At 72.6% G+C, this 20083-nt stretch carries 21 protein-coding genes; 10 read left to right on the top strand and 11 right to left on the bottom strand.

The annotated features are described in order from the left end of the window. Position 1: 1 nt before the first annotated feature. Positions 2–1378 carry a protein kinase gene (locus ABZX11_RS34095; protein WP_354920881.1) on the bottom strand — a complete coding sequence of 459 codons (1377 nt, stop codon included), beginning with the start codon at positions 1376–1378 and terminating at the stop codon, positions 2–4. Positions 1379–1624: 246 nt separating this feature from the next. Here ABZX11_RS34095 and ABZX11_RS34090 point away from each other — a divergent pair, with 246 nt between their 5' ends. Next, positions 1625–2044, top strand: a complete 420-nt coding sequence (locus ABZX11_RS34090) for an STAS domain-containing protein (RefSeq protein WP_354920878.1) — start codon at positions 1625–1627, stop codon at positions 2042–2044. A gap of 37 nt (positions 2045–2081) precedes the next feature. Here the strand turns inward: ABZX11_RS34090 and nrfD are convergent, their stop codons facing one another. The 4 genes from nrfD to ABZX11_RS34070 form a co-directional block, all read right to left on the bottom strand. Further along, a complete protein-coding gene (gene nrfD / locus ABZX11_RS34085) occupies positions 2082–3098 on the bottom strand; it encodes an NrfD/PsrC family molybdoenzyme membrane anchor subunit (RefSeq protein WP_176170270.1) in 1017 nt (338 codons plus the stop codon). Then, a complete protein-coding gene (locus ABZX11_RS34080; protein WP_354920874.1) occupies positions 3095–4126 on the bottom strand; it encodes a 4Fe-4S dicluster domain-containing protein in 1032 nt (343 codons plus the stop codon). Before ABZX11_RS34080 ends, nrfD begins: the two co-directional genes overlap by 4 nt. Then, positions 4123–7401: a formate dehydrogenase gene (gene fdh, locus ABZX11_RS34075; protein ID WP_354920871.1), complete on the bottom strand. Its 3279-nt coding sequence runs from the start codon at positions 7399–7401 to the stop codon at positions 4123–4125. The genes ABZX11_RS34080 and fdh overlap by 4 nt, the downstream gene beginning before the upstream one ends. 140 nt (positions 7402–7541) lie before the next feature. Then, positions 7542–9050 carry an MFS transporter gene (locus ABZX11_RS34070; RefSeq protein ID WP_176170267.1) on the bottom strand — a complete coding sequence of 503 codons (1509 nt, stop codon included), beginning with the start codon at positions 9048–9050 and terminating at the stop codon, positions 7542–7544. A gap of 254 nt (positions 9051–9304) precedes the next feature. Here ABZX11_RS34070 and ABZX11_RS34065 point away from each other — a divergent pair, with 254 nt between their 5' ends. Next, positions 9305–9658, top strand: coding sequence for an STAS domain-containing protein (locus ABZX11_RS34065; RefSeq protein ID WP_176177695.1), 354 nt, complete (start codon positions 9305–9307; stop codon positions 9656–9658). 61 nt (positions 9659–9719) lie between these two features. Here the strand turns inward: ABZX11_RS34065 and ABZX11_RS34060 are convergent, their stop codons facing one another. From ABZX11_RS34060 to ABZX11_RS34045, 4 genes are all read right to left on the bottom strand, one after another. Further along, complete coding sequence (locus tag ABZX11_RS34060; protein ID WP_354920867.1) at positions 9720–10214, bottom strand: hypothetical protein; 495 nt, start codon at positions 10212–10214, stop codon at positions 9720–9722. Positions 10215–10380: 166 nt separating this feature from the next. Then, entirely contained in the window at positions 10381–10863 is a 483-nt protein-coding gene (locus tag ABZX11_RS34055) for a DinB family protein (protein WP_354920864.1), read from the bottom strand. An 11-nt stretch (positions 10864–10874) separates the two neighbouring features. Further along, entirely contained in the window at positions 10875–11141 is a 267-nt protein-coding gene (locus tag ABZX11_RS34050) for a hypothetical protein (protein WP_354920861.1), read from the bottom strand. Continuing rightward, positions 11138–11320, bottom strand: coding sequence for a hypothetical protein (locus ABZX11_RS34045; protein WP_354920858.1), 183 nt, complete (start codon positions 11318–11320; stop codon positions 11138–11140). The genes ABZX11_RS34050 and ABZX11_RS34045 overlap by 4 nt, the downstream gene beginning before the upstream one ends. A gap of 66 nt (positions 11321–11386) precedes the next feature. On the opposite strand from ABZX11_RS34045, the gene ABZX11_RS34040 reads away from it, so the two are divergent. The 4 genes from ABZX11_RS34040 (at position 11387) to ABZX11_RS34025 (ending at position 13598) form a co-directional block, all read left to right on the top strand. Beyond that, a complete protein-coding gene (locus ABZX11_RS34040; protein ID WP_354920856.1) occupies positions 11387–11962 on the top strand; it encodes an XRE family transcriptional regulator in 576 nt (191 codons plus the stop codon). A gap of 61 nt (positions 11963–12023) precedes the next feature. Then, positions 12024–12581, top strand: coding sequence for a hypothetical protein (locus ABZX11_RS34035; RefSeq protein ID WP_354920853.1), 558 nt, complete (start codon positions 12024–12026; stop codon positions 12579–12581). Positions 12582–12590: 9 nt separating this feature from the next. Then, a complete protein-coding gene (locus ABZX11_RS34030; protein ID WP_354920850.1) occupies positions 12591–13103 on the top strand; it encodes a DUF6630 family protein in 513 nt (170 codons plus the stop codon). Between the two features lie 27 nt (positions 13104–13130). Then, on the top strand, positions 13131–13598 hold the full coding sequence (locus tag ABZX11_RS34025; protein WP_354920847.1) for a cupin domain-containing protein: 468 nt from the start codon (positions 13131–13133) through the stop codon (positions 13596–13598). Positions 13599–13604: 6 nt separating this feature from the next. On the opposite strand, the gene ABZX11_RS34020 is transcribed toward ABZX11_RS34025, so the two are convergent. Beyond that, positions 13605–14708, bottom strand: coding sequence for a serine hydrolase domain-containing protein (locus tag ABZX11_RS34020; protein ID WP_354920844.1), 1104 nt, complete (start codon positions 14706–14708; stop codon positions 13605–13607). A gap of 156 nt (positions 14709–14864) precedes the next feature. On the opposite strand from ABZX11_RS34020, the gene ABZX11_RS34015 reads away from it, so the two are divergent. Further along, positions 14865–15707 carry a TIGR03619 family F420-dependent LLM class oxidoreductase gene (locus ABZX11_RS34015; protein WP_354920841.1) on the top strand — a complete coding sequence of 281 codons (843 nt, stop codon included), beginning with the start codon at positions 14865–14867 and terminating at the stop codon, positions 15705–15707. Here ABZX11_RS34015 and ABZX11_RS34010 read toward each other — a convergent pair. Then, positions 15700–16641: a LysR substrate-binding domain-containing protein gene (locus ABZX11_RS34010; protein WP_354920838.1), complete on the bottom strand. Its 942-nt coding sequence runs from the start codon at positions 16639–16641 to the stop codon at positions 15700–15702. The genes ABZX11_RS34015 and ABZX11_RS34010 overlap by 8 nt on opposite strands. Positions 16642–16712: 71 nt before the next feature. Here ABZX11_RS34010 and ABZX11_RS34005 point away from each other — a divergent pair, with 71 nt between their 5' ends. The 3 genes from ABZX11_RS34005 to ABZX11_RS33995 are packed head-to-tail and all read left to right on the top strand — an operon-like array spanning position 16713 to position 20082. Then, positions 16713–17417 carry a succinate dehydrogenase cytochrome b subunit gene (locus ABZX11_RS34005; protein WP_354920835.1) on the top strand — a complete coding sequence of 235 codons (705 nt, stop codon included), beginning with the start codon at positions 16713–16715 and terminating at the stop codon, positions 17415–17417. Next, complete coding sequence (locus ABZX11_RS34000; RefSeq protein ID WP_354920832.1) at positions 17417–19339, top strand: fumarate reductase/succinate dehydrogenase flavoprotein subunit; 1923 nt, start codon at positions 17417–17419, stop codon at positions 19337–19339. The genes ABZX11_RS34005 and ABZX11_RS34000 overlap by 1 nt, the downstream gene beginning before the upstream one ends. After that, positions 19336–20082 carry a succinate dehydrogenase/fumarate reductase iron-sulfur subunit gene (locus ABZX11_RS33995; RefSeq protein ID WP_176170255.1) on the top strand — a complete coding sequence of 249 codons (747 nt, stop codon included), beginning with the start codon at positions 19336–19338 and terminating at the stop codon, positions 20080–20082. Before ABZX11_RS34000 ends, ABZX11_RS33995 begins: the two co-directional genes overlap by 4 nt. Position 20083: the final 1 nt, after the last annotated feature.

The following is a 20083-nucleotide window of genomic DNA, read 5'->3' as shown; positions in this document are numbered from 1 at the left end:
ATCAGTTGGTGTGGCAGCTGAGGACCGGGACGACCGCCCGGCCGCTCGTGATGTCCTGGTTCAGCCCGAACGAAGCCGAACCGTCCGGCTCGACGAGAGCGTTCCAGCCCGCGTCGGTGACGGTCACCGCCGAGCCGGTCTGGCTCAGGGTGCCGTTCCAGAGGTCCCGGATGCCGGCCCCGCCGGGCTGGACCCAGGTCACCGTCCACCCGGTGAGCCGCGTCGGCCGGTCGTTGTGCACGGTCACCTGCGCCTGGGCGCCACCCGGCCAGGCGTTCGTGACCTCGTAGCGCGCGGTGCACCCGGACGCGGTGGACGGCGTGGCCGCCGCCGGGTGCCGGGCCGGGCCTCCGGTCGCCGGGCCGGGCGCCGGCGCGGACGCCGTCGTGGTGCTGCTGACGGTGTGGTCGGTGGTGACCGTCGTCGGTGGCCGCTCGACGGGCGCCGCGGTGGTGGTCCCCGGCCGGTCGGCGAGGGCGAGACCGGCCGCCACGCTCACCGACGTCAGGCAGGCGGCGGCCCCGGTCACCGCGACGCGGCGGAGCCGGGACCGGCGGGGCGGCGCCGGAACCGGCTTGCCGACGGCGGCCAGCAGGTCCACCGCCTCCTGCATCGACGGGCGCGCGGCCGGATCGCGTTCGAGCATCCGCATCAGCACCGGGGTCAGCGGCCCCCCGTGCGGCGGCGGGGTGAGCTGGTTCTCGGTGATCCGCCGCAGCAGCGTGATCGGGTCGTCGCTGGTGCCGAACGGCGGCGTGCCCTCCAGGGCGGTGTAGAGCGTGGCGCCGAGCGAATAGACGTCGGACGGCAGGCCGGCCTCGCCGCCGCGGGCGACTTCCGGGGCCAGGTAGGGGAGGGTGCCGACGACGACGCCTTCGTCGGCGGCCGGGTGCTCGCCGAGCGCGCGCGAGACGCCGAAGTCGGTGATCCGGGCGACGCCGTCGTCGGTGACGAGCACGTTGTTGGGCGTGACGTCCCGGTGCAGGATCCAGTCGCCGTGCGCGGCGGCCAGCGCCGCCCCGATCTGCCGCCCGAGCCGCAGCACGTCGCAGCGGGGCAGCGGCCCGCGTTCGACGAGGACCTCGCTCAGCGAGCGGGCGGGCACGTACTCCATGACGAGGTACATCGAGCCGGCGTCCTCGAACACGTCGTGGACGGCGACCGCGTGCGGGTGCCGCAACCGGGAGGCGAGCCGGGCCTCGCGGATCGCCCGTTCGCAGACGTCGCCGCCCGCGCCCGCGTCGTGCAGGAACTGCTTGACGGCCACGACGCGGTCCAGCCGCTCGTCCCTGGCCCGCCACACCAGGCTCATCGCGCCGCGGCCGAGGTGCCCCAGTAGCCGGTACCGCCCGTTGACGAGCTGTTCCTCGAGAGCCACCCGCACCCCTGCGTCGATCGACGAAACGATGCACTTCTTAGCAGAAGACGGGCGTTCGGTGGGATGCCGGGACCGACGGGAGCTCCGAACCGTTATCCGGCCCGTTCCGGCAATTCGCCGGGGCGCGCCCGGATTCGACGAATTCGGCGGCGGCTGCGGAAGCGGCCGCCGGACAGGCGTACGGTGGTCATCGCGGTTCAGCCCGCAGCCGCACTGTGCGTCCGTCCCCATGGGTGGGAGGCCTGTGTGCTCGACCAGATCGCCGCTCCGCAGTTCCGCGTCGACGTCCCGTCCGCGATGACGATGAGCGTGACCGCCACGGCGGAGGCGACGACCGTCGCGATCCGCGGCGAGATCGACCTGCCGGTCCTGCACCGGCTCCGGACCCGGCTCGGCGAGGAGCTCGACCTCGCCCCGCGGGCCCTCGTGCTGAATCTGTCCCAGGTGTCGTTCTGCGGCGCGGGAGCGATCACGGAGCTGCTGGTGGCGGCTTCGGAGGCGCACGTGAGCGGCGTGCCGTTCGCGATCGCGGCGCGGCAGCGTGCGGTGCTGCGGCCGATCCGGGTGCTGGAGCTGGACCGGGTGCTGCCCATCCACCGGACCGTCGAGGCGGCGCTGGCGTGGCTGGCGGTGCTACCGCGGTTGCGGAACAGCGCGCGCGGCTGACGCCGCCGGGCTTCCGGTCACGCGGTGATCGCGCTCGTCACCGCCGGTTCGCGCGCTGCCGCTGCGGCACGACCACGTACTTCGGGTCCTTTGTGGACTCGACGCCCGCTTCGAACACGCCGAAGCGCTGCAACGCACTGCCGGCGAACAGGGCGGTCCCGGCGGCCACCGACACCGCGCGGCTGCGGTGCCCGAACAGCGCCCCGGCCAGACCGGCCGCCGTCAGGCGTTCCGACCACTTCCGCAGCCCGTGCGCTTTGCCCGTCGTGTACGCCTCCGCCGTGAGGCCGAGTCGTTTCTCCAGCACCTTCGACGCCACCAGTTCGGTCGCCGCGCCGAGGGCCGCCAGCGTGCGGGCCGGGCCCGCCTCCTCGACCGGGACCAGCACCATCGCGAAGCCGCCCGAGCTCGCCGCCGCCGAGCCGGTGAACACGAAGGGCAGTTCCGCGTGGGCCTCGTGCCAAGCCGGCACCGCCGTCTGCGACAGGAGCACCGCTGTGTACGACGCCACGGCCGGGGCGACGACCGCCGACGACAGCCCGGCGGGCCGGGCCACCGCACGCAGGAGCCGCCCGGGCAGGGAACGCCGCAGCCCGGCGGGCAGCACCTCGGCGGCCGCGGCGACGCCCATGCCCGGGCCGAACGCGCTCAGGATCCAGGTGCCGACGCTCATCGGCGACGTCGGTTTCGCGACGCGCAGCATGTGGTGGAACCGTTCCGGCCGCCCGAGGTCGGCGACCAGCAGGTAGACGCTGGCGAGCAGCGCGGCGAGCGAGCCGGTGCGGCCCACCCGGCGCAGCGCGGGCCGCCCGGTGAGGTCGGCCCCGGCGGCCAGCAGCGACGTGCCCGCGGCGAGCCCGCCGGTGAACAGGTAGGCGGGGACCTTCCACTCCCAGACGGGCGGCTTGAGAACGGGCCGCCCGTAGTAGGAGCGGAACTCCGCGCGGGGCACCATGAGCTCTTCCGCGGAGCCACCGCGCTTGCGGCGGCCGCCGAAGACGCGGGCCCGGGTGTCGGCGGCTCCCGCGTCGCTGCGGGGTTCGCGCGGCGTCACCGGCGCCGCCGTCCGAACGACGCGACCGCGGCCGCGAGCAGGGCCGAGGCCGCCATCCCGGCGTACTTCCACATCGACGGCAGCTCGCGGGTGGGCACCACCGGATCCGGCGGCAGCCCGTAGACCTCGGGTTCGTCCAGCAGCAGGAAGAACGCGCCGCCGCCCCCGACGCCGTCGGACGGGTCGTGTCCGTACAGCCGCGCCTCGGGGACGCCGCGTTCGTGGAGGGCTTCGACCCGGCGGGCCGCCCGCTCGCGCAGCTCGTCCAGCTCGCCGAACTGGATCGAGTCGGTCGGGCAGGCCTTGGCGCACGCGGGCTCGAGGCCGTCGTGCAGCCGGTCGTAGCAGAGCGTGCACTTCTGGGCCCGGCCGTCGTCCGGACGGCGGTCGATCACCCCGTACGGGCAGCCGGAAACGCAGTAGCCGCAGCCGTTGCAGATGTCCTGCTGCACCACGACCGTGCCGAACTCGGTGCGGAACAGCGCGCCCGTCGGGCAGACGTCGAGGCAGCCCGCGTGGGTGCAGTGCTTGCACACGTCCGAGGCCATCAGCCAGCGGAAGTCGGTGCGGCCCTCGGCGCCGGTCTTCCCGCCCGGCAGGTCGAACGACGGCATGCCCAGGTCCTCGGGCGCCCGCGGCAGGGGAGAGGTGCCCAGCTCGCCGCCGCCGCGCGGGGCCTGCCGCAGCTCGTCGGCGACGAACGCGGTCGTCACGTCGACCGCCGACGGTCCGGTCGGCAGTCCGTCGAGGCCCGGCGACTGCGCGCCGAGCGGGCGCTGCTGCTCGATGAAGGCCACGTGCCGCCACGAATTCGCGCCCAGCGCGCCGGTGTTGTCGAACGACATCCCGAGCAGGTCGAGCCCGTCTTCGGGGACGTTGTTCCACTCCTTGCAGGCGACTTCGCAGGCCTTGCACCCGATGCACACCGACGTGTCGGTGAAGAACCCGACGCGCGGCGGGTGCCCGGTGTGCCCGGCTTCGCCGGCGACGTCCGGCAGTGGCCCGGACAGCCGGTTCTCGATGCTCATGGTCGGTCCTCCGTGGCGTGGCCGGGTTCGACGTGCCGGGTCTCGTGCACGGTGGCCACCTGCGTCCCCGTTTCGGGCGTGATGCCGGCGCGCTCGCGGTAGCCGGCGAGCAACGCGAGCAGGCCGGCGCCGCGCGGCCGCCGTCCCGGCCGGACGTCGCAGGTGGCGACCTTGCTCTCCTGGATGAAGACGTTCGGGTCCAGCACCACGCCGAACAGGTCGTTCACCACGTCACGGGACACCAGCCCGGAACTGCCCCAGTGGTAGGGCATCCAGACCTGGTGCACGACCCGGTCCTGCACCCGCAGCGGCGCCATCCGGTCGGTGACGAACACCCGCGCCTCGACGGCGGCCCGCGCGGTGACGACGTGCGCCCAGCCCAGGTGCGAGAGCCCCCGCAGCTTCGCGAGCTCGGGGGAGACCTCGACGAACAGGTCCGGCTGCAGCTCCGACAGGTAGGGCAGCGTCCGGCTCATCCCGCCCGCGGTGTGGTGCTCGGTCAGCCGCGCGGCGGTGAACACGAACGGGAAGACCTCAGTCCCGGGCTCCGGCGGCGACGGGTTCGACGGGTTGTCGCGCCGTCCGTAGACCTTCCGCGTCGGGTTCCCCTGCTGCGCGTAGAAGGTGTTGCGGAACGGCGACTCGTGCGGCTCGTAGTGCGCCGGCAGCGGGCCGTCGGCCAGCCCGTTCGGCGCGAACAGCCACGCCTTGCCGTCCGACTGCATGATGAACGGGTCGTCGCCGCGCAGGGCGGCCGGGCCGACGGCGTCCGGCGGCGGGACGTGGTCCGGCGGCTTGGTCTTCTCGAAGTCGGGGACGTCGTGGCCGGTCCACTCGCCGCGTTCGGCGTCCCACCAGATCAGGGCCTTGCGCTCGCTCCACGGCCGTCCCTGCGGGTCGGCGGAGGCGCGGTTGTAGAGCACCCGCCGGTTCAGCGGCCACACCCAGCCCCACTCCAGGGCGTAGAGGTCCTGCTCGAACCGCGACTTGCGGCGGGCGGCCTGGTTGACGCCGTCGGCGTAGACACCGCTGTAGATCCAGCAGCCGCAGGAGGTGCTGCCGTCGGCCTTGAGCTCGAGGTAGCCGCCGACCTGCTTGCCGGTCGTCAGGTCCCGGCCGCTGATCCGCCGCAGCACGTCGTCGGCGGACGGCTCGTCGCCGTGCACCGCGTAGTCCCAGGCGAGGTCGAGCACCGGCCGGTCCCGCTCGTCTTCCGAGCCCGCCAGCCGTTCCCGGACCATCCGGCCCAGGTGGTAGAAGAACCAGAGCTCGGACCGCTGGTCGCCGGCCGGCTCGACGGCCTTCTCCCGCCACTGCAGCATGCGCTGGGTCTGGGTGAACGTCCCCTCCTTCTCCACGTGCGAGGCGGCGGGGAAGAAGAACACCTCGGTGCGGCACTGCTCCGGCACGATCTCGCCGGTTTCGATCTCCGGCGCGTCCTTCCAGAAGGTGGCGCTCTCGATCATCGTGAGGTCCCGCACGACGAGCCAGTCGAGGTTGGCCATCCCGAGCCGCTGCAGCCGGCCGTGCGCGGACCCGACGGCGGGGTTCTGCCCGAGCAGGAAGTAGCCGGAGACCTTGCCGTCGACCATGTCCATGACCGTCCGGTACGTCCCGTGGTCGCCGTTGATCCGCGGCAGGTAGCCGAAGCCGAAGTCGTTGTCCGGGGTGGCCTTGTCGCCCCAGTACTCCTTGAGCAGCGACACGGTGTAGGCGTCGGCGTTGCGCCAGAAGCCCTTCTGCTTGTCGCCGCGGACGCTTTCGAGGTAGTCGGCCAGCGTGGCCTGCTCGGGTGTGGGCATCGGCAGGTAGCCGGGCAGCAGGTTGAACAGCGTCGGGATGTCGGTCGAGCCCTGGATGCTGGCGTGCCCGCGCAGCGCGAACACCCCGCCGCCGGGCCGCCCGATGTTGCCGAGCAGCAGCTGGATGATCGAGCCTGCCCGGATGTACTGGGCGCCGACGCTGTGCTGCGTCCAGCCGACGCTGTAGACGAGCGCGGCGGTGCGTTCCCGGCCCGAGTTGCGCGTCCAGGCATCACAGACCCGCTGGAAGAGCTCCTTGGGCGTCCCGCAGGTCGCCTCGACCATCTCCGGGGTGTAGCGGGCGAAGTGGCGCTTGAGGATCTGGAACACGCAGCGCGGGTGCTGCAGCGTCGGGTCGGCGGTGATCTCCTCGCTGGCGCCTTCGAGCACCGGGCCGCCCGAGCCGTGCTGGTCGGACGCCGACGTCTCCTTGCCGTGCGGGGTCTCCTTCGGCCGGACGCTCTCGTAGTGCCAGGTGGCGGGGTCGTAGGCGGCCTTGGCCTCGTCGTAGCCGCTGAACAGGCCGTCGAGGTCCTCGGTGTCGCGGAAGTCCTCGGACACCAGGAAGGAGGCGTTCGTGTAGGCGACCACGTACTCCCGGAAGTCCAGGTCGTTGCTCAGGATGTGGTTGATCACCCCGCCGAGGAACGCGATGTCGGTGCCGGCCCGCAGCGGGACGTGGGCGTCGGCCAGCGCGCTCGTGCGGGTGAACCGCGGGTCGATGTGCAGCACCTCGGCCCCGCGGGCCTTCGCCTCCATCACCCACTGGAACCCCACCGGGTGCGCCTCGGCCATGTTCGAGCCCATGATGACGACGCAGTCGGAGTTCTGCAGGTCCTGCTGGTAGTCCGTCGCGCCACCGCGACCGAAGGAAGTCCCCAGACCGGGAACGGTGGCGGAGTGTCAAATGCGGGCCTGGTTCTCGATCTGGATCGCGCCCAGCGCGGTGAAGAGCTTCTTGATCAGGTAGTTCTCTTCGTTGTCCAGGGTGGCGCCGCCGAGGCTGGCGATGCCCGTGGTCCGGCGCAGCGGCATCCCGCGGGAGTCGGTGTCCTGCCAGCCCTTGCGGCGGGCGTCGAGCACGCGGTCGGCGACCATCTCCATGGCCGTGCCGAGGTCCAGCTCGGTCCACTCGGTGGCGTACGGGGCGCGGTAGCGGACCTTCTGCTCCCGCTGCGGGCCGGTGACCAGCTGCTTGCTCGCCGAGCCCTTGGGGCAGAGCCGGCCGCGCGAGATCGGGCTGTGCGGGTCTCCTTCGATCTGCACGACGCGCTCGTCTTTGACGAAGACCTGCTGCCCGCAGCCGACGGCGCAGTAGGGGCAGACCGACTTGGCCACCCGGTCGGCGCTCGCGGTGCGCGGCGCGAGCGCCTCGGAACGCGGCGATTCGGCGGCCTTGCCCCGGCCGAGCGGGTCGGTGCCGGTCAGCTGGCGGTAGACGGGCCACAGCTCGAGCCACTTCCGTGGTCCCACGCCCACCTCCCGACCCGTGTCGCCTTGCGCGGCGGCTACCCGTGTCCGCCGAGCCTAAACCGGTCTGCGCCGGAACGCTCGCCGCGAATGACGCTTCGGGACGGTACGGGCCCCAATGCGTCATTCGCGGCTTTCCGGCGTCAGGTGGAGAAGGGGGAGGAGGCTCCCTCGGCGCGGGTGCGCCCGCGCCGGCCGGCGGCGGCCAGCGGCTGGGCGACGTCCTCCAGGGACTTGCCCTCCGCGTCGACCGCCAGGAACCGGGCGACCAGGCCGCCGGCGATCATCACCGCGGCGCCCAGCAGGTAGCCGATGAACAGGCGGACCGGGTGCTCGCCGGTGCCGATCAGGGCGCCGTAGATCACCGGGCCCAGCGCGCCGAAGCACTGCGCGATCGCGAAGAACACCGCGATCGCCTTGGCCCGGACTTCCAGGGGGAAGATCTCGCTCACCGTCAGGTAGCCCGCGCTCGCGCCGGCGGAGGCGAAGAAGAAGATCACGCACCACGCGATCGTCTGGGTGATCGCGTTCAGCGCGCCCGCGTAGAACAGCACCGCCGTGATCGCCAGCAGGACCCCGGACACGATGTAGGTGCCGGAGATCATCTTGCGCCGGCCCAGGGTGTCGAACAGGTGCCCGATCGTGAACGGGCCGACCAGGTTGCCGACGGCAAAGGCGATCAGGTAGATCGGCGTGGCCGCGGACGAGACCCCGTAGAACTTGCCGAGCACCAGCGTGTAGGTGAAGAAGATCGCGTTGTAGAGGAACGACTGGCTGATCATCAGCGACGCGCCCAGGATCGCCCGTGACGGGTACTCGCGGAACAGCACCCTGGCCAGGGCGACGTACCCGATCCGCTCGGCCGGCGTCACCTCGATCGCCTTCTTCTCGTCGACCGGCGGCAGGCTGCGGCCGCCGTGCTCGACCTCTTCCTCGATCTGCTTGATCGACTCCTCGGCCGCTTCGGCCCGGCCGTGCATGATCTGCCACCGCGGGCTCTCCGGCAGGTGCCGCCGGACGAGCAGGATGACGAGCCCGAGCACCGGCCCGATGAGGAAGCCCAGCCGCCAGCCCAGCGACAGGTCCATCTTGTTGAGCAGGATGTACGTGCCGATGGTGCCCAGCACGGCGCCGGCCCAGTAGGTGCCGTTGACGGCGATGTCCACCCGGCCCCGGTAGCGCGCCGGGATCAGCTCGTCGATCGCGGAGTTGATGGCCGCGTACTCGCCGCCGATGCCCATCCCGGCCACGAACCTGGTCGCGTAGAGGAAGATGACCCAGCCGGCGCCGTTACCGAGGGTCAGCGCGGTCAGGCCGCTGCCGACGAGGTAGACGGCCAGCGTCAGCATGAACAGGTTCCGCCGGCCCAGCTTGTCCGAAAGACTGCCGAAGAACAGCGCCCCGACCACTTCGCCGGCCAGGTAGATGGTCGCCAGCAGCCCCACGGCCGCCGACGACATGTGGAGCGTCTCGGGCTTGGTGAGGGTGTCGGCGACCGCGCTGGCCACCGTGATCTCCAGGCCGTCGAGGATCCAGGCCACCCCGAGGGCGACCACCATCCGGGTGTGGAACGGGGACCAGGGCAACCGGTCGATGCGTGCCGGGATGAGCGTGCGCACCCCGGTGGACGCCGGATCGGGTGTTGCCGCCATGACAACCTCCTTGAGAGCAGATCGCCCCGCGTGACTTCCCCCGTCTTTCCCCGGTGAAACACCATCGGGTCGAGTCGGGTGGTCACGGCTTGTGATCAGTGGAAGGCGGTCATTACGCTGGCGCGCGAGCGGGTCGTGCAGGAGCCGCAGTGCCTGTTCGTGCCGGACTCTTTTCGTGAATGGGGTGTTTTCGGGTGGCGTCCTTCGGGTCCCCGGCGGGTCGGTTGCGGGTGTCCTGCTCGCACGGTGAGCCGGTGCTCCTGGCGTTGTCCGGCGAGCTCGACGCGGGAACGGTGCTCGTGGTGGTGGGCGCGGTGGCCGCGGCACTGGCCGGCAGCCCGGAACCGAAGGCGATCGTGCTGGACCTGTCGAGGGTGAACTTCCTCGGCGCGGCGGGGGTCCGCGTGCTGAGCGCGGTGACCGACAACGCCGCGGACCGCAACGTCCGCCTCCGCATCGTCACCGGCGGCAACCCGCTGGTGAGCCGCGCACTGCGGCTGACCGGGGCGGACCGGGTGCTGGACGTCTACCCCGACCTCGGGGCCGCGTCGAGCGCCGGCGACGGGCGCGAGTTCCTCCGGTTGACCGCGCGGATGTGGAACAGCTGACCGTCCACAGGCGACGGTGAGACCGACCGCGGCGGCCGGGGGCCGGCCGCCGCGGGGTCGCTCAGCGCGGGGCCTTGGCCGCCGCGAAGTAGGCGTTCGACGGGCTCGTGAACGACAGCACCACGCCGACCACCGCCGCCAGCACCGCGATGTAGCCGCCGATCGTGCTCTGGCCGAACAGCACCGAAAGCAGCTGCAGGGCGGTGAGCACGGTCAGCACGATGCGCGCCCAGTTGCGGCCGGCGCGCAGCTTGAACGCGAACAGCAGGTACAACGCCGCGATGATCACCGCGATCACCACCGCGGTGATCATCGTGACGTTCACCGCCTGGTCGATCTGCGCGTCGGTGAGGTTGCCGCCGCGTTGTCTGTTCGCGTCGCGCATGGTGGTGGTGATCGCGTCCCGGTTGGCGAAGATCAGCACGGCTCCGATGAGCCCGACCACCGGGGCGACGATGAACGCCCAGAAGGCACCCTCGACCGTGCTGGGCCGCGCCGGAGCGGCCGGCGGGCCCGGCTCGGCGGCGGATTGCGGGTAGTTCAGTGATTCGCTCATAACGGATCAAATAGCACTCTCCCGGGTGACTCGCAGAGCGAACGGACACGGCCGCCCGCTTCCCGGTCCGGGCCGCGCCCCGGAATTCACCTTCCGGTCGCCGTTCCACAGTGGATTCGCGAGCGCGCCCGGCGGCCGGACGGTGAAACACGCAGGATTCGCCTGGTCAGCGGCCGGTGCTGCCGTCGATCAGCTCGCGCAAGATGTCCGCGTGCCCGGCGTGGCGCCCGGTCTCCTCGATCAGGTGCACCAGCGCCCAGCGCATCGACGGCGCGCTCCGGCCGGGCCTGGCGACCGGCTGCGACAGATCGGTGCAGGCGTCGATGACCGCGTCGGCCTCCTCGCACGCGCTGCGGTAGCCGGCCAGCACCGACGCGACCGTCTCCTCCGGCCGCGGCCGGAACGTACCGGGCCAGTCGGCGACCGGCTCGCCGAGGAACGTGAACCGCTCGACGTGCGCCAGGTGCCGGACCAGGCCCAGCAACGACGTGCCCGACGGGACGCCGGGCGTGCGGACCTGCGGTTCCGGCACGCCCTCGGCCTTGGCGGCCACGGCGGCCCGCAGATGGGTGAGGAAACCGTGCAGCACATCCTTTTCGGCCGGTCCGGTGCGTGGGGGCGGGGTGTCGCGCCGCCGGGTTCGGGGCATGGCCGGTCCTTTCACCGGGTGCGGCGGATCAGCAGCAGGTGGTCGACGACTTCGGCGGTCTGTCCGCCGGGACCGGTGGCCTGCCGGGGAAGGGCGGCGGCACGTTCGACGGTCCACCCCGGATCGAGCGGGGGTGCTTGCTGCCACGAGCACGGCGCGACGGAACCGTGCTCGACGACCGCAGCCGCCCGCCGCGGGAGAGCGCTTCCGCGGCCTGCCTCGGCACCCGGTCGCGGGGCAGCGGGAACGACGTGTGCAGGTATGACGACCACGGTCACCTGCCAACCTCGCCGGGCCAGCCGCGCGTCGCCGCCCGAGCCGAGATCGAGGGCTCGCCGGCCGCCGGTGCGCCGGCGACCTCGACGAACCGGACGTTGGCGCGCGGCTCGCCGTCCGGCACGTGGGCCGCGTGGTGGCCGTCCCAGAACCGGGACGCTTCGGTGGTCGATGGGGTCATGGGCCCACCCTGACCCCGCCCTGGCGGTTCCGGCACGCTTTCTTGCGGTTCCGGCAAGATGGCCGGGTGAGCGACGACTTCCAGGACGTGCTGCACGCGGTCGGCCCCCGGCTGCGGGCGCTGCGCCGGCACCGCGGGATGACGCTGGCGGACGTCGCGGCCGCCACCGGCGTCTCGGAGAGCACGCTGTCGCGGCTGGAAAGCGGGCAGCGGAGGGCCAGTCTGGAACTGCTGCTGCCGCTGGCCCGTGCCTACGACGTCCCGCTCGACGACCTCGTCGGCGCCCCGCCCACCGGCGACCCGCGCATCCACCTGACCCCGATCCACCGCCACGGCATGACGTTCGTGCCGCTGTCCCGGCCCGGCGGCATGCAGGCCTACAAGATGATCATCCCGAGCGCCGACCGGCCGCCGGTCCCGGACCACCGGGTCCACGAGGGTCACGAGTGGCTCTACGTGCTCCACGGCCGGCTCCGGCTGGTCCTCGGCGAGCACGACCTGGTCCTGCCCGCCGGCGAGGCGGCGGAGTTCGACACCACGGTCCCGCACTGGCTCGGCAGCGCCGACGGGAAGCCGGTCGAGCTGCTGATCCTGTTCGGCCGGCACGGCGAACGCGCCCACCTGCGAGCCCGCACGCACTGAAGAATCGTCGTTCGTATTCTCGGTACGGCGGTCTGGTGCCGCGAACCGATCGGACGGGCGGATGACAGGACACGGCCGGGACCGCGAACGCCGTCGGCGAACCCGGGCCCTGCTGGGCGCCGGCTACCTGGTGGCGTCGACGGCGGTGCTGGGCCTCGAGGCGGGCTGGCTCCCGGCCGTGCTCACGGTGCTCGGCGTGCCCGCGCTGCTGTACGCGCTCGCCGCGGTGATCATGGGGCGGGAATCGCGCGCGGAGCACCGACGCCGGGCGGCGGGGGAGCCGCCGTCGTGGCCGGCGCAGCTGCCGGTGCAGGCGGCGTTGCTGCTGGGGGCGAAGGCGCCGGGCCGGCACGCCCGCCGTGCCGACGAGGTCGGCGAGCTGCTGGGCCGGTTGACGTTGTCGTCGGGGGAATTGCGCTGGGCGCCTCGGCGGGGCGATCGCGACCGCGGTGTCGGCGAGGTGACGTTCGACCGGTCCTGGTCCGCGGAGGTGGTTCCGCTGTGGGGACCGGGGGACCAGGGATGCTTGACGCTCACGTCGCCGGACGGGACGGCGGTGGACATCTGGATCCGCCGCCCGGTGGATCTGCGTGCCACGCTGGCGGAGCAGGTTCGCTAGATTGCCCGGATGACCGTACCCGCTCGTGCCGCACTCGTGGCCGTGGCCTCCCTGCTGGCGCCCGGCGTGCCGCAGGTCGCCGAGCACGCCGCAGCCGCCTTCGACGACCAGGACGCCTTCCTTCGGGCGCACGCCGCGCGGCTCGACGAGCGTGGGATCGACGAACCCTTCCCCCTCCTGCCCTGGATCGCGCTCGTGGACGTCCTCACCGATCACGGCTTACTCGCCGAATTCGACTGGAAGGAGGACCCGGGCGAAATCGTCGGCGGGCTGCGGGCCCTGCGGTCCGCTCCGGCCGGTGACGACCCCTGGACCTCCCTCGCCACCAGCGAACTGTCCACTTACGACTTCCTCGAGCACGCCGGGAACCGGTTGCACGACAACGGAACCGCGCTCGTCGTCCTCGACATCGAGTCCGACTGCTACCCGCTCGTCCTGGTGCCCGCCGAGCGTGGTGACGAGCTCGTCGGCCTGGCCTCGGCCGCCGGGTTCGCCGCGGAGGTGCTCCGGCGGCCGAGCTGACAGAATGCCCGTGACGAAGGAGACGCGATGACCGGCGAAGAGATCGTGCTCGGCCCGCTGCCGAAGGGCATCACCCCGGCCGGCGAAGGCAAGGTGTGGAACGTCCTCGGCCACACCTACGCCCTGAAAGCCGCCAGCGAGACGAGCTTCGCCTTCGAAACGCTCGACCCGCCCGGAACCGGCGTGCCGCCGCACGTGCACCCCACCCAGGACGAGCACATCTACGTCCTGGACGGCGTCTTCACCCTCTACCTCGACGGCGAGTGGACGACCGCCGGCCCCGGGGACACCGTGCGGATGCCGAAAGGCCTGCCGCACGCCTACTACAACCGCAGCGAAAGCCTCACCCGCGCGCTGTTCTGGGTGAGCCCCGCCGGACGGCTCGCGCAGCTGTTCGACCGGCTGCACGACCTGGCCGACCCGGCCGAGGTGGTCCGGCTGTCGGCCCGGCACGACGTCGACTTCCTGCCGCCGGGGTCGGTCGACGGCGCCTGAGCGGCCTCAGCGGCAGAAGGCCGCGTCCACCGCGGACAGCACCGCCTGGGCTCCCTGGTCGCCGTCGCCGAACGTGCCCGGCAGCGCCGTCACCGCCAGGCCGACCGCACGGCCGTCGTCGGTGGCGCCGCCGCGGGTCTCGAACCCGTGGATGTCGCCGCCGTGGCCCCAGTATTCGCCGCCGCAGCTGAGGGGGACGCGGAAGAGGCCCAGGCCGTAGCGCCAGCCCGGGGCCAGTGGCGCGTCGACCGTCTTGCGCATCTCCGCCAGCTGCGCCGCGGGCAGCAGCCGGCCGTCCAGCAGTGCGCGGGAGAACCGCGCCAGGTCGCCCGGGGTCGAGATCAGCTGGCCCGCGGCCCAGCCCCACGACGGGTCCAGCTCGGTCACGTCGACCACCTCGCCGCCCGACCGCGCGTACCCCTGCGGGTGCGGGCCCCGGATGCCTTCGTCGCCGGCTGCGGGCCAGTACGTGTTCCGCAGGCCCGCTTTCCGGATCACGCGCGAGGTGATCTCCTCCGCCACCGGACGGCCGGTCACCCGCTGGACCAGCAGGCCCGCCAGCACGTAGTTCGTGTTGCTGTACTCCCACTTCGTCCCGGGTGCGAACTTCGCCGGGTGGGCGAACGCCACCGCGAGCAGCTCGTGCGGCTCGAAGTAGCGGTGCCGCAGCTTCGCGACGTCCTCCAGCCCGAGGTACTCGGTGTAGTTCGGCAGCCCGCTGGTGTGCTGCAGCAGCTGCCGGACGGTGATCGCGGACCCGCCGGGCACCAGCCCGGGCAGGTACCGCTCGATCGGCGCGTCCAGCGCCACCTTGCCCTCGGCCACCAGCTGCAGCACGACGACCGCGGTGAACGTCTTCGTGTTGCTGCCCGCCCGGACGCGCCCGTCTACCGGCACCGGCACCCGGCTGCCGAGCCGTGCGGAGCCCGCGACCAGCGATTCCGTCCGCCCGCCGCGGCTCACCGAGGCCAGCGCGGCCGGGAACGGCCCGACCAGCGCGTCGAGCTGCTCCTGGAGGGCGGCCTTCCCCGACGGCTTCGCTTCGGCCACCGTCGCCGTCCCGCCCAGCAGCCCCGCCACGGTCACGGCCGCCACCAGTTTCCGCATCATCCTGCTCCTTTCGTCCGGATCGACCCCGTTCACGATGCCGGGACCGGGCGCGAAGATCAGGAGTGCGGGCCACCCGATCCGGGGTAGCGCCTGCGCTACCCCGCCCGCTCCGGAAGGGTTGCGTTGACGTCCGCGTCAACCTTTAGCTTCACCCGGGTGAAGTTCGGGATCAGTTACAGCACACCCTTTTTCGGCACCGACCCGGAGACGCTCGCGGGGTTCGCCCGGGACGCCGAGGAGTGCGGGTTCGAGTCCTTGTACCTGCCGGAGCACGTGGCGCTGTACCCGGGCGCGCGGATCGGGCCGATGGCGCTGCCGCCGTCACTGCCCTACGCGGACCCCGTGGAGTGCCTCACCTTCGTCGCCGCCGTCACCAGCCGCATCCTGCTCGGCACCGGGGTCCTGCTGCTGCCGTACCACCACCCGGTGGTGCTGGCCAAGCGCCTGGCCACCGTGGACGTGCTCTCCGGCGGGCGCATGCGGCTGCTCACCGTCGGCGTCGGTGCGCTGCCCGGCGAAGCGCGGGCGGCGGGGGTCGACTTCGCCACCCGCGGACGCCGGGCCGACGAGGCCATCGACGTCCTGCGGCTGCTCTGGGCGGGCGGCGAAGAGGGCGTCAGCCACGACGGCGAGTTCTTCACCTTCGAAGGCGTCTGCAGCTTCCCGAAGCCGGTCGGGGTCCGCACCCTCCCGATCCACGTCGGCGGGTCGAGCACGGCCGCGGCCCGCCGGGCGGGACGGCGCGGCGACGGCTTCTTCCCCGGCGGCGCCCTCACGGCGGACGAGCGCCGCCGTCAGTTCGAGCTCGCCCGGGCCGCCGCGCGCGACCCGGAAAGCTTCCAGTACACGCGGTGGGGCTCGCTCGACCTGTCCACGGAGGACGTCGACGAGCTGGCCCGGCAGGGCGTGACGCGGGTGGTCGTGACGCCCGGCACGGCCGAAGCCGGGCGCCGGCGCGAAGAGCTGGCCGCGTTCGCCGAGCGGTTCGGCCTCAGCTGACGGCGCCGGAGTCCACCAGGGACTCGATGCCCGGCGGGAGGCTCGCCCGCCGGGCCGGGTCGGCCACGAACCCGGCGATCGCCGCGCGCAGCGCGCGGACCGCGCGGGTCGGTTCCAGGTCCGCCCGGTGGGCCAGCTGCACCACGCGGGTCATCCCCGCGTCGGGCGTGAAGCGGGTCATCCGGAACCGGTCGCCCGCCACCGTGCTCGGCACCACCGCCGCGCCGACGCCCGCCCGGACCAGGGCCAGCACCGCGTCCATCTCGCCGCCCTCGATGGCGAACGACGGCTCGAACCCGGCGGCGCGGCAGGCGTCGACCGTGGCCTCCCGGACGTCGTAGCCGCGGCGGAACATCACCAGCGGGACGTCGGCGAGCTGCTCGATGCCGAGCCGTTCGCCGGCGACGGGCGCGTCCGGAGCGGAGATCACCACCAGTTCCTCGAGCAGCAGCGGGGTCGCGCTCAGGCCCGCGTCGGCGGTGGTCCGGGCGCCCGCCAGGAGCGCCAGGTCCAGCGCGCCCTCGGCCAGCCGCTGCCGGAGGTCACCCGACCCGCTTTCGTGCAGCTCCAGCTGGATGCCCGGGTACCGGCGGCGGAACGCCGCGAGCATCGCGGGCAGCAGGCCGGTGCACAGGCTCGGCGGCGCACCCAGCCGGACGCGCCCGCGGTCGAGCTCGGCCAGCTCCCGGACGGCCAGCCGGGCGGTTTCGGTGTCGGCGAGGATCCGCCGCGCGATCGGCAGCAGCGTTTCCCCGGCCTCCGTGAGGGAGACGTTGCCGCGGATCCGGTGGAACAGCGGCGCGCCCAGATCGTGTTCGAGCGCGCGGATCTGCTGCGACAGCGACGGCTGCGCCACCCGCACCCGCTCGGCGGCGCGGGTGAAGTGCCGGTGCTCGGCGACGGCGACGAAGTAGGCCAGCTGCTGGAACTGCATAGGATCAGCCTATCGACAAGAGAGCTATCATGTCTTTGACCTCTGGTGGGCGCGCTCTTAACGTCGATGGCGTGGTGAACACCCTCGCCCCGCACCGGCGCTCCGCCGTCCGGCGCTTCTGGGCCTCGACGATCGGCAAGAAGGCCGTCATGGCGGTGACCGGCCTGCTCCTGCTCGCCTTCGTGTTCGCGCACATGGTCGGCAACCTCAAGACGTTCCTCGGCGCCGCCGAGCTCAACCACTACGCGGGCTGGCTGCGCACGATCGGCGAACCGGTGCTGCGCCGCGAGTGGTTCCTCTGGCTCCAGCGCGCGGTCCTGCTCGCCGCGCTGGTCCTGCACGTCACCGCGGCCGTGCAGCTGGCCCGGCGCGACCGCCGCGCCCGGCCGGTCGCTTACGTCCACCGGCAGCCGTCGCGCGCGACCTTCGCGGTGCGGACCATGCGCTGGGGCGGCGCGACGCTCGCGGTGTTCGTCGTCTGGCACATCCTCGACTTCACCGTCGGCGCGGTGAACCGGGACTTCGTCCCCGGCGACCCGTACCACAACCTCGTGGCGGATTTCCGGGTCTGGTGGGTCAACCTGATCTACCTGGCCGCCCTGGCCATGCTGGGCTTGCACATCCACCACGGCTTCGCGAGCGCCGCGCGCACGCTCGGCGTCACCCGCCCGCGGCGCGAGCGGGCGATCAGGATCTTCGGCAGCACGACGGCGGTCGTGGTCGCGGGCGGCTACGCCCTCGTCCCGGTCGCGATCATGACGGGACTGGTGCACTGATGCCCGATTACCGCGTGGGCGATCCGATCGCCGACACCAAGGCTCCGGGCGGGCCGCTCGAAAACCGTTGGGACGAGCGGAAGTTCGCCGCCAAGCTGGTGAACCCGGCGAACCGGCGGCGGCACCGGGTGATCGTCGTGGGCACCGGGCTGGCCGGCGGCTCGGCCGGGGCGACGCTGGCCGAGCAGGGCTACCACGTCGTGCAGTTCTGCTTCCAGGACTCGCCGCGGCGCGCGCACTCCGTCGCGGCCCAGGGCGGCATCAACGCCGCGAAGAACTACCGCAACGACGGCGATTCGGTGTACCGGCTCTTCCACGACACGGTCAAGGGCGGCGACTTCCGGGCCCGCGAGTCCAACGTGTACCGGCTGGCCCAGGTGTCGGCGCAGATCATCGACCAGGCCGTGGCCCAGGGCGTGCCGTTCGCCCGCGAGTACGGCGGGCTGCTGGACACCCGGTCCTTCGGCGGCGTGCAGGTGCAGCGCACGTTCTACGCCCGCGGCCAGACCGGCCAGCAGCTGCTGATCGGGGCCTACCAGGCGCTGTCCCGGCAGATCGACGCCGGGAACGTGGAGCTGCATGCGCGCACCGAGATGCTGGACCTCGTCGTGGCCGGCGGCCGGGCGCGCGGCATCGTCGCGCGCGACCTGGTCACCGGCGAGATCACCACGCACCTCGCGGACGCCGTCGTGCTCGCCACCGGCGGCTACGGCAACGTCTTCTTCCTCTCGACGAACGCGAAGGGCTCGAACGCCACCGCGATCTGGCGGGCGCACAAGCGCGGGGCCTACTTCGCGAACCCGTGCTTCACCCAGATCCACCCGACGTGCATCCCGCGGTCGGGCGAGCACCAGTCGAAGCTGACGCTGATGAGCGAGTCGCTGCGCAACGACGGCCGCATCTGGGTGCCGAAGCGGAAAGGCGACCCCAGATCACCAGGGGAGATCCCCGAGGACGAGCGCGACTACTACCTCGAGCGGCTCTACCCCAGCTTCGGCAACCTCGTGCCGCGGGACATCGCGTCACGGGCGGCGAAGAACGTCTGCGATGCCGGGCTCGGCGTCGGGCCGGGCGGCCTCGGCGTCTACCTCGACTTCGCCGACGCCATCGCGCGCCTCGGCCGTCCGGCGATCGAAGCCCGCTACGGCAACCTCTTCGACATGTACCAGCGCATCACCGCGGAAGACCCGTACGCGGTGCCGATGCGGATCTACCCGGCCATCCACTACACGATGGGCGGGCTGTGGGTGGACTACGACCTGCAGAGCACGATCCCCGGGTTGTTCGTCATCGGCGAAGCCAACTTCTCCGACCACGGCGCCAACCGGCTCGGCGCGTCGGCGCTCATGCAGGGCCTGGCCGACGGCTACTTCGTGCTGCCCGCGACGGTGAACGACTACCTCGGCAGCACGCGCCTCGACGACGTCCCCGCGGCCGCGGTCCGCGAGGTGGAAACCGCGGTGCGCGAACGGATCTCCCGGCTGCTGGCGATTCGGGGGACACGCTCGGTCGACTCGTTCCACCGCGAGCTGGGCCTGCTGATGTGGGACCACTGCGGGATGTCCCGGACCCGCGAGGGCCTGCGCAAGGCCCTCGACCGGGCGCCCGGGCTGCGGGCCGAGTTCTGGCGGGACGTCCGCATCCCGGGCGGTGCCGCCGAGCTCAACCAGGAGCTGGAGAAGGCGAACCGCGTCGCGGACTTCCTGGAACTGGCCGAGCTCATGCTCGTCGACGCGCTCGCCCGGGAGGAATCCTGCGGCGGCCACTTCCGCGAAGAACACCAGACCCCCGAAGGCGAAGCACTGCGCGACGACGAGCACTTCGCCCACGTCGCCGCGTGGGAGTACGGCCCCGAGCCGGTGCTGCACCGCGAAGAACTCGTCTTCGACCACGTCCACCCGACCCAGCGGAGCTACACGTGAAACTCACCGTCCGCGTCTGGCGGCAGGCCGGGCCGGCCGCCGAAGGCCGCCTCGTCGCCTACCCGGTCGACGGCATCAGCCCGGACATGTCCTTCCTGGAAATGCTGGATGTGCTCAACCAGCGGCTCATCGAGGCCGGCGACGAGCCGGTGGCGTTCGACCACGACTGCCGCGAGGGCATCTGCGGCTCGTGCGGCGTGGTGATCGACGGCCGGGCGCACGGCCCCGAGCGCACGACGTCGTGCCAGCTGCACATGCGCTCCTTCGCCGACGGCGCCGTCATCGACGTGGAACCGTGGCGGGCCAAGGGGTTCCCGGTCGTCAAGGACCTGGTCGTCGACCGCTCGGCCCTCGACCGGATCGTCCAGGCAGGCGGGTACGTCAGCGCGCCGACCGGCAGCGCCCCGGACGCCCACGCGACCCCGGTGCCCAAGCCGGACGCGGACCTGGCGTTCGACAACGCGACTTGCATCGGCTGCGGCGCCTGCGTGGCGGCGTGCCCGAACGGCTCGGCGACGTTGTTCACCGCGGCGAAGGTGACCCACCTGAGCCTGCTCCCGCAGGGCGGCCCCGAACGTGCGAGCCGGGTGCTCGACATGGTCGACGCGATGGACGCCGAAGGCTTCGGCGGCTGCACGAACACGGGGGAGTGCGTGGCGTCGTGCCCGAAGGGGATCCCGTTCGCGAGCATCGCGACGCTCAACCGCGAGTACCTCGCCGCGACGCGTTCCGGGCGCCGCTGAC

The sequence above is a fragment of the Amycolatopsis sp. NPDC004169 genome (assembly GCF_040610315.1).
GTDB lineage: Bacteria > Actinomycetota > Actinomycetes > Mycobacteriales > Pseudonocardiaceae > Amycolatopsis.
This window is presented reverse-complemented; position numbering and strand designations above follow the sequence as displayed.

Excerpts from the sequence above, each read along its gene's own strand:
- ABZX11_RS34030 (WP_354920850.1), top strand. The coding sequence starts at position 12,591 with ATGACCGTACCCGCTCGTGCCGCACTCGTGGCCGTGGCCTCCCTGCTG.
- ABZX11_RS34080 (WP_354920874.1), bottom strand. The coding sequence starts at position 4,126 with ATGAGCATCGAGAACCGGCTGTCCGGGCCACTGCCGGACGTCGCCGGC.
- ABZX11_RS34055 (WP_354920864.1), bottom strand. The coding sequence starts at position 10,863 with ATGCCCCGAACCCGGCGGCGCGACACCCCGCCCCCACGCACCGGACCG.
- ABZX11_RS34060 (WP_354920867.1), bottom strand. The coding sequence starts at position 10,214 with ATGAGCGAATCACTGAACTACCCGCAATCCGCCGCCGAGCCGGGCCCG.
- ABZX11_RS34010 (WP_354920838.1), bottom strand. The coding sequence starts at position 16,641 with ATGCAGTTCCAGCAGCTGGCCTACTTCGTCGCCGTCGCCGAGCACCGG.
- ABZX11_RS34035 (WP_354920853.1), top strand. The coding sequence starts at position 12,024 with ATGACAGGACACGGCCGGGACCGCGAACGCCGTCGGCGAACCCGGGCC.
- ABZX11_RS34045 (WP_354920858.1), bottom strand. The coding sequence starts at position 11,320 with ATGACCCCATCGACCACCGAAGCGTCCCGGTTCTGGGACGGCCACCAC.
- ABZX11_RS34000 (WP_354920832.1), top strand. The coding sequence starts at position 17,417 with ATGCCCGATTACCGCGTGGGCGATCCGATCGCCGACACCAAGGCTCCG.
- ABZX11_RS34020 (WP_354920844.1), bottom strand. The coding sequence starts at position 14,708 with ATGATGCGGAAACTGGTGGCGGCCGTGACCGTGGCGGGGCTGCTGGGC.
- ABZX11_RS34070 (WP_176170267.1), bottom strand. The coding sequence starts at position 9,050 with ATGGCGGCAACACCCGATCCGGCGTCCACCGGGGTGCGCACGCTCATC.
- ABZX11_RS34025 (WP_354920847.1), top strand. The coding sequence starts at position 13,131 with ATGACCGGCGAAGAGATCGTGCTCGGCCCGCTGCCGAAGGGCATCACC.